Source organism: Vibrio sp. 1-1(7), assembly GCF_013048485.1.
In the GTDB taxonomy this organism is placed as follows: domain Bacteria; phylum Pseudomonadota; class Gammaproteobacteria; order Enterobacterales; family Vibrionaceae; genus Vibrio; species Vibrio fujianensis.
Genome location: NZ_VHSP01000013.1, coordinates 1 through 6,434, shown reverse-complemented (window position 1 = coordinate 6,434; position 6,434 = coordinate 1). Strand labels below are relative to the sequence as shown.

Sequence of the window (6,434 nt, the reverse complement as noted above, 5' to 3'; positions counted from 1 at the left end):
CAATTAAAACAATAAGTTAAAATCATAAAACATGCAAAATAGAAGCTAACTTAAAAATGCAAAAGCATAAAAAAACTTTAACTTTCAATATATTGCGGTCTTTTTCTCTACGGTTACATAACGCCGCGTTAAGGGGCAGCCAACGCTACTACCAAGTTTCCGCATAACACCGTAACCACAAAAACCAACGCATGATAAAAATGCCACGCGTTGGCTGTCCCTCTTTAACGCTTTGTTATGTACGTGCACTTTGTTCCATCGTAACAAACAGCGGCTTTACAAATTTGGCCTCTTCTTGATAACGATTTCTCGTATCCCAAAGGTCAACGGCATGTTGAATATTAAGCCAAAACTCTGGTGTATTTCCTAATGCAGCAGCTAACTTAATTGCAACTGGAGCCGTTAACACTCCACCATTAATCAAGTTGCTCACCGTATTTCTGTGTACACCCATAGCTTCAGCGAGCGCTTTTGATGTGATGCCCATTGGTTCAAGAAACTCTAATTTCAACATTTCACCAACGCTAACTGGGCGACGTTTTGTCTTACGCATAGTCGTTACCTCAATACTTATGTGGGTCTAAGTAAGTATTTAGTGCAACACCATCAACCCACTGAAAAATCAAACGATATTGTTTATTCACTCGAATTGAACACCAACCTTTAAGATTTCCCTCAAGATGTTCAAATCGATTGCCCGGTGGAATTCTTAAGTCTGACTCAGCTTGAGCTGCATCTAAGATTTCCAGCTTTCGAAATAGAGCATTTTCTATACTGCTTGGAATTAAACGATGTCGTTTATCATCCTCATAAAACTGCTCTAACCACTTATCTTTAAATTCTAATGCCATTACAACTTGCACTGTCTCATTGTGCATCCATACACAAAGAGTAACGCATAATAACACTGTGCACAAGTTTGATTTTCAGGAAGGATTTCAGAGAAGTACATAACGCCCGCCTAAGGGGCTGGCAACGCATTACCACTAAACTCAAACACAACAACCGTAACCACCGCGGCTCAATGGGACTGGGAACGCCACGCGTTGACAGTCCCTTTGAGGCGTTTGTTAAGTGTTCTTGCACCAGAATAAGTTCTTAGTAGTCACCTTAGTTATCTACAACATCCAAGGGAATATCATCGATCATTTGTCCAGTTTTCCAACCTGTTTTATGCAAAATTTCCTCAGGAGTATCCTCTGGAACCATGAACCAATAGCAGTAAGTCATATCACCACTATTGCCAGTGTTTGCATTAAGCTCAGCTCCCATTTCTTCCCAATCGTCATCAGAAATACCAAGATATCGAGAAAGTGGGCTGTTAGGGACTTTTATAAGTGTCGAGGAAAATGTTCCTGTAGTACGCTCTTCTCTAACAGTTTCATGGCAGTAAGGGCAATCAATTGGCTCTCGACAAGCTCCACAGATTCCACCACCACCGATTTCAGTTACCGAAAATTTCGCTCCACATTTGGGGCACTCTTCGTTCATATAAAATCTCCTATTGAAGTTAAACTTGTGTCCGTGCCAGCTTGCTTTCTATATTAACCACCATAATGTATAGAATGCACCCAATCTAAGAACACTTAACGCCCGCTTAAGGGGCTGACAACGCTACTACCAAGTTTCCGCACAATACTGAAACCACCGAAATCAACGCATAATAACAATGCCACGCGTTGGAAGTCCCTCTTGAAGCGTTTGTTAGCAGTGTACTCAAAGAGGCTTTACCATGTAATGACGCATACTTTTTATTACCGGAAAGTCATTTAAAGTCATCTGCTCAACATAACCGCATTTTTCATAAAATGGTTTCGCTTGAAAACTAAAAGTGTCTAAGAAACTTGATAAACAACCTTTGCTACGAGCAAATTCTTCGGCCTCATTTAATAATTGTCTTCCCAAGCCTTTACTTGAATGTTCACTATCTACCCAAAGAAATTTCACGAGCAGCCACTGGCCCCAAATTTCACCGACTAAACCACCTAATTTTTCCCCATGATCATCATGCGAATAACAAGCAAACTCTGTATGGTAAATGTCTTTGAGAAAAGGCGTATTATGCTTACGTAAACCTAAACGAATCTCATCAATGTCAGATTGTTTTGGTTCAGTTGTTATATCTATTTTCATGATGTACCTGTTAAATATTACTGGAACTGCTAACGCCGCATTAAGGGGCAGACAACGCAAACAACTGCGCTCAAATTAACCAACCGTAACCTCAAATGCTCAACCAAACCAAAACTGCCAAGCGTTGACTGTCCTCCTTTAATGCTTTGTTAGCAGAATTTTTAACCCCTATACTTTTCATACAGTGATTCAACAGTATGCTCAAAAAGCTCTTTTACCGCAGCTTTAACTTCTGGAATAGAAACAATATCAAAGTCTTTCGAAACCGATTTACGTCCAAATATATTTAAAAAACCAGGCTTCATAACGATATCTAAATTCAAGATCCCTGAGTGCACATCAACTGGTACATATTGGTAACATGCATAAACGTTATCCTTACCAAGTAAAAAGTGGAAACAACCACCCACACCATATTTTTCAAAGCCATCAATCTCTGCAGCCCAAGGATAAGCATCCATTATTTCACATAGTTCCCTATGTAATCTGACCTCTTTCTCATGGGTAATAAGATCTTCACCATCGACTCTATGGTCATAAATCACTCGTACTACACTCACCGATTTCTCCATAATTCTGCTAACGCCGCATTAAGGGGCAGGCAACGCAAACAACTAGACTAAAACTAGCCAGCCGTAACCTCAAATGCTAAACCAAACCAAAACTGCCAAGCGTTGACTGTCCCTCTTGAATGCTTTGTTATGTAACTTTCCCAACCATTTCAAAGCATTACAAAGAACAGCCTTACCAAATATCATTTAACTTACATGAAAATTTAGCAGTAACCCAGTAGAATTTGCGTGGCAACGACGAAACTGCGAGCCCTAGTTTAAAGAAAAAAATGACTACCACTAAACTTATCGCAAACCCACTTTACCATTAAGAAAAAACGGAAAACTCGAAGAACAAAGAAGCCGAAAGCTAAATCAACATGCACAAAACCCACTCAGAGAAAATCGACATTGAAATTAGAACAATCATAAAAAACATCTACTTTTCAATGCATTGTGGTCTTTTTTCTTTACGGTTACATAACGCCATGTTAAGGGGTGAGCAACGCAATACCGATGTTGCTGCAACCACCTTAAACACAAAATTCAACGCATAGTGAAAATGCTATGCGTTGCGAATCCCTCTTGAACATTTTGTTATGAAAAGGCACACATTATCCGCCCAAAATAGCTCTCATTGCCAATACTTGAGGTAAATCCGCTAAACTACCAATCAACGGATATTCTGACTCAGAGCCACCATGCTGTTCTTGATATTGCTTGTAAGCACTTTCCAAGTCTATGGCTACTAACTGCTCACCTGATAACTGAAATCCTTGTTCTAGTAACTGCTCCATTTCGCTTTCGCACGTCTCAGTAGCTAACTCTATATGCACAACTACCGAGTCTTTAGTAAGAAATTGATATGTTTTCATCATTTGCTCCTTCTTTGGTAAAAGTTTGACTTAGAAGTACCCAAAGAAATTTCAATGCTTTTTCATAACGCCGCATTAAGGGGCAGGCAACGTAAACAACTAAACTCAAACTAGCCAGCCGTAACCTCAAATGCCAACCAAACCAAAACTGCCAAGCGTTGACTGTCCCTCTTGAATGCTTTGTTATGTAACTTTGCTAACTATTTCAAAGCATTACAAAGAACAGCATTACCAAATATCGTTTAACTTACATGAAAAGTTAGCAGTAACCCAGTAGAATTTGCGTGACAACGGCGAAACTGCGAGCCCTAGTTCAAAGAAAAAAATGACTACCACTAAACTTATCGCAAATCCGCTTTGCCATTAAAACCCAGAGCAAAGACTCGAAGAACAAGGAAGACGAAAACTAAACCAATATGAATAAAACTAGGTTTATAAGTTTGAAAATAACCAATATAAACAATTAGTTAAAAGTACCGAACATACAAAGCTGAAGCCAAATTCAAAGTAAAGAAATCATAAAAAACTTTAATTTTCAATACATTGTGGTCTTTTTCTCTACGGTTACATAACGCCGCATTAAGGGGCAGGCAACGCAAATCACTGCGCTCAAATTAACCAACCATAACCTCAAATGCCAACCAAACCAAAACTGCCAAGCGTTGACTGTCCCTCTTGAATGCTTTGTTATGTAACTTTGCTAACCATTTCAAAGCATTACAAAGAACAACATTGCCAAATATCGTTTAACTTACATGAAAAGTTAGCAGTAACCCAGTAGAATTTGCGTGGCAACGACGAAACTGCGAGCCCTAGTTCAAAGAAAAAAATAACTGCCACTAAACTTATCGCCAACCCACTGAACCATTAAGAAAAAACTGAGTACTCGAAGAATAAAGAAGCCGAAAGCTAAATCAACATGCACAAAACCCACTCAGAGAAAATCGACATTGAACTCAGATCAATCATAAAAACATCTACTTTTCAATGTATTGTGGTTTTTTCTCTACGGTTACATAACGCCCGGTTAAGGGGTGAGCAACGCAACGACCAACTCACCGCACAACACCGTAAACCACAAAAATCAACGCATTACAAAAATGCTGCGCGTTGCGAATCCCTCTTGAACCGTTTGTTATATTTTCGTTCTCAACCCTAATGTGATCGAGAGCTTAAGATCAACGAAAGACCATTAACAAACTGATACTTCTCGACTTTCTAAAACCGTAGCAGCTTCGGCTCGCTCAATAATTTTCAACAATACCGATTGAATTGATTCATCTTCACGAACATCTTTATCACTCGTAAATCGCTGAATTTGCGGTTCAGCATTTTCTTCAGACAAAAAGGTAATGACCACTTCGGTAGCGAAATCTGTCGTTTTACCGAAATACTCTAAAGATATTTGCGGATAACCTTTGAAACCTCTTTGTACTCGTTTCAATATGCGTTTTTTCGCTTTATCCACGTTCATCATGAATCCTTTTGATTGCTGAACTTAAAAAAATATAACGCCGCATTAAGGGGCAAGCAACGCTAACAAGCGAACTTAAACTAACCAACCGTAACCTCAAATGCTCATCCAAACTAAAAATGCCACGCGTTGATTGTCCCTCTTAAATGCTTTGTTATGATTCACATTGCTACCTATGTAGCATTACGCTACAATTATTTAAAACTTACAAGAGGATTATATTATGTCAACTGCAAGCATACGTCTTGATCAAGAACTCGTCGATAAAGCAGCTATCATGGCTAAAGCTCTGAATCGTACAACGCCTAAGCAAATTGAGCATTGGGCTAAAATCGGCGAAATGATGGAAGACAATCCAGATCTGCCTTATGAATTTGTGAGACAAGCCATTATTGCTAAAGCTGAAAAAGAAGCAGGTAAACTTGAGGCTTACAACTTTGGCTAAAATAACACAGGTTCTTCAGACTCCATCATTCAAAAAAACAGTCAAAAAACTGCACCAAAATCAAAAAGTGGATCTCGATAATGCCGTCAAAGCACTGATTGAGAACCCGCTTTTAGGCGAACAAAAGAAAGGTGATTTATCCTTTCTTAGAGTCTATAAATTTAAGATGGTAAAACAATTGACTCTGCTCGGTTACAGCTACCAAGATGGCACCGTTACACTCGAATTGATAACGCTTGGTTCACACGAAAACTTCTATCGTGATGTAAAGTTGTTTTACTGAATCTGAATGAATCATAACGCCGCATTAAGGGGCAGGCAACGCAAACAACTGCGCTCAAATTAACCAACCGTAACCTCAAATGCCAACCAAACCAAAACTGCCAAGCGTTGACTGTCCCTCTTGAATGCTTTGTTATGTAACTTTACTAACCATTTCAAAGCATTACAAAGAACAACATTGCCAAATATCGTTTAACTTACATGAAAAGTTAGCAGTAACCCAGTAGAATTTGCGTGACAACGACGAAACTGCGAGCCCTAGTTCAAAGAAAAAAATGACTGCCACTAAACTTATCGCAAACTCGCTTTACCAATAAAGCTCAGAGCAAAGACTCGAAGAACAAAGAAGACGAAAACTAAGCCAATATGAATAAAACCAGGTTTATAAATTTGAAAATAACCAATTTAAACAATTACTTAAAAATACTGAACATACAAAGTGGAAGCTAAATTCAAAGTAAAGAAATCATAAAAAACTTTAATTTTCAATACATTGCGATCTTTTTCTCTACAGTTACATAACGCCGCATTAAGGTGTGAGCGGCGCTTGGCTATACTTGAGCGAAGCGAAACTGCCAAGCGTTGCGAATCACTCTTAAATGCTTTGTTATACAAACACTTAACCGCTACCACCCATGCTCAAACTCTTCATTTCTTTGACTAATTGTGTGATT

9 protein-coding genes are annotated in these 6,434 nt (G+C 38.9%); 2 read left to right on the top strand and 7 right to left on the bottom strand.

Annotated features, from left to right (window positions below; all coding sequences use genetic code 11):
* Positions 1–235 precede the first annotated feature (235 nt).
* From FKN05_RS16260 to FKN05_RS16230, 7 genes are all read right to left on the bottom strand, one after another.
* On the bottom strand, positions 236–553 hold the full coding sequence (locus FKN05_RS16260) for a HigA family addiction module antitoxin (RefSeq protein WP_099609936.1): 318 nt from the start codon (positions 551–553) through the stop codon (positions 236–238).
* Positions 554–563: 10 nt separating this feature from the next.
* Positions 564–851, bottom strand: a complete 288-nt coding sequence (locus FKN05_RS16255; RefSeq protein ID WP_001162670.1) for a type II toxin-antitoxin system RelE/ParE family toxin — start codon at positions 849–851, stop codon at positions 564–566.
* A 259-nt stretch (positions 852–1,110) separates the two neighbouring features.
* Positions 1,111–1,491 carry a hypothetical protein gene (locus tag FKN05_RS16250; RefSeq protein ID WP_055049814.1) on the bottom strand — a complete coding sequence of 127 codons (381 nt, stop codon included), beginning with the start codon at positions 1,489–1,491 and terminating at the stop codon, positions 1,111–1,113.
* Positions 1,492–1,716: 225 nt separating this feature from the next.
* A complete protein-coding gene (locus FKN05_RS16245) occupies positions 1,717–2,133 on the bottom strand; it encodes a GNAT family N-acetyltransferase (RefSeq protein ID WP_088729489.1) in 417 nt (138 codons plus the stop codon).
* A 161-nt stretch (positions 2,134–2,294) separates the two neighbouring features.
* Positions 2,295–2,693, bottom strand: a complete 399-nt coding sequence (locus FKN05_RS16240; RefSeq protein ID WP_170887980.1) for a hypothetical protein — start codon at positions 2,691–2,693, stop codon at positions 2,295–2,297.
* Positions 2,694–3,298: 605 nt separating this feature from the next.
* The gene (locus FKN05_RS16235) at positions 3,299–3,562 is read right to left on the bottom strand and encodes a hypothetical protein (protein WP_249339335.1); all 264 of its coding nucleotides are present in this window, start codon (positions 3,560–3,562) and stop codon (positions 3,299–3,301) included.
* 1,189 nt (positions 3,563–4,751) lie between these two features.
* Positions 4,752–5,033, bottom strand: a complete 282-nt coding sequence (locus FKN05_RS16230; RefSeq protein WP_170887982.1) for a hypothetical protein — start codon at positions 5,031–5,033, stop codon at positions 4,752–4,754.
* 223 nt (positions 5,034–5,256) lie between these two features.
* Between FKN05_RS16230 and FKN05_RS16225 the strand changes: the two genes are divergently transcribed.
* The gene (locus tag FKN05_RS16225) at positions 5,257–5,478 is read left to right on the top strand and encodes a TA system antitoxin ParD family protein (protein WP_105977314.1); all 222 of its coding nucleotides are present in this window, start codon (positions 5,257–5,259) and stop codon (positions 5,476–5,478) included.
* Entirely contained in the window at positions 5,471–5,761 is a 291-nt protein-coding gene (locus tag FKN05_RS16220; protein WP_161433978.1) for a type II toxin-antitoxin system RelE/ParE family toxin, read from the top strand. Before FKN05_RS16225 ends, FKN05_RS16220 begins: the two co-directional genes overlap by 8 nt.
* The last annotated feature ends 673 nt before the right edge of the window (positions 5,762–6,434 follow it).

What these genes read in the sequence shown, in the direction of transcription:
- FKN05_RS16255 (WP_001162670.1), bottom strand. Translation starts at nt 851, where the DNA reads ATGGCATTAGAATTTAAAGATAAGTGGTTAGAGCAGTTTTATGAGGAT.
- FKN05_RS16230 (WP_170887982.1), bottom strand. Translation starts at nt 5,033, where the DNA reads ATGAACGTGGATAAAGCGAAAAAACGCATATTGAAACGAGTACAAAGA.
- FKN05_RS16245 (WP_088729489.1), bottom strand. Translation starts at nt 2,133, where the DNA reads ATGAAAATAGATATAACAACTGAACCAAAACAATCTGACATTGATGAG.
- FKN05_RS16250 (WP_055049814.1), bottom strand. Translation starts at nt 1,491, where the DNA reads ATGAACGAAGAGTGCCCCAAATGTGGAGCGAAATTTTCGGTAACTGAA.
- FKN05_RS16260 (WP_099609936.1), bottom strand. Translation starts at nt 553, where the DNA reads ATGCGTAAGACAAAACGTCGCCCAGTTAGCGTTGGTGAAATGTTGAAA.
- FKN05_RS16235 (WP_249339335.1), bottom strand. Translation starts at nt 3,562, where the DNA reads ATGATGAAAACATATCAATTTCTTACTAAAGACTCGGTAGTTGTGCAT.
- FKN05_RS16225 (WP_105977314.1), top strand. Translation starts at nt 5,257, where the DNA reads ATGTCAACTGCAAGCATACGTCTTGATCAAGAACTCGTCGATAAAGCA.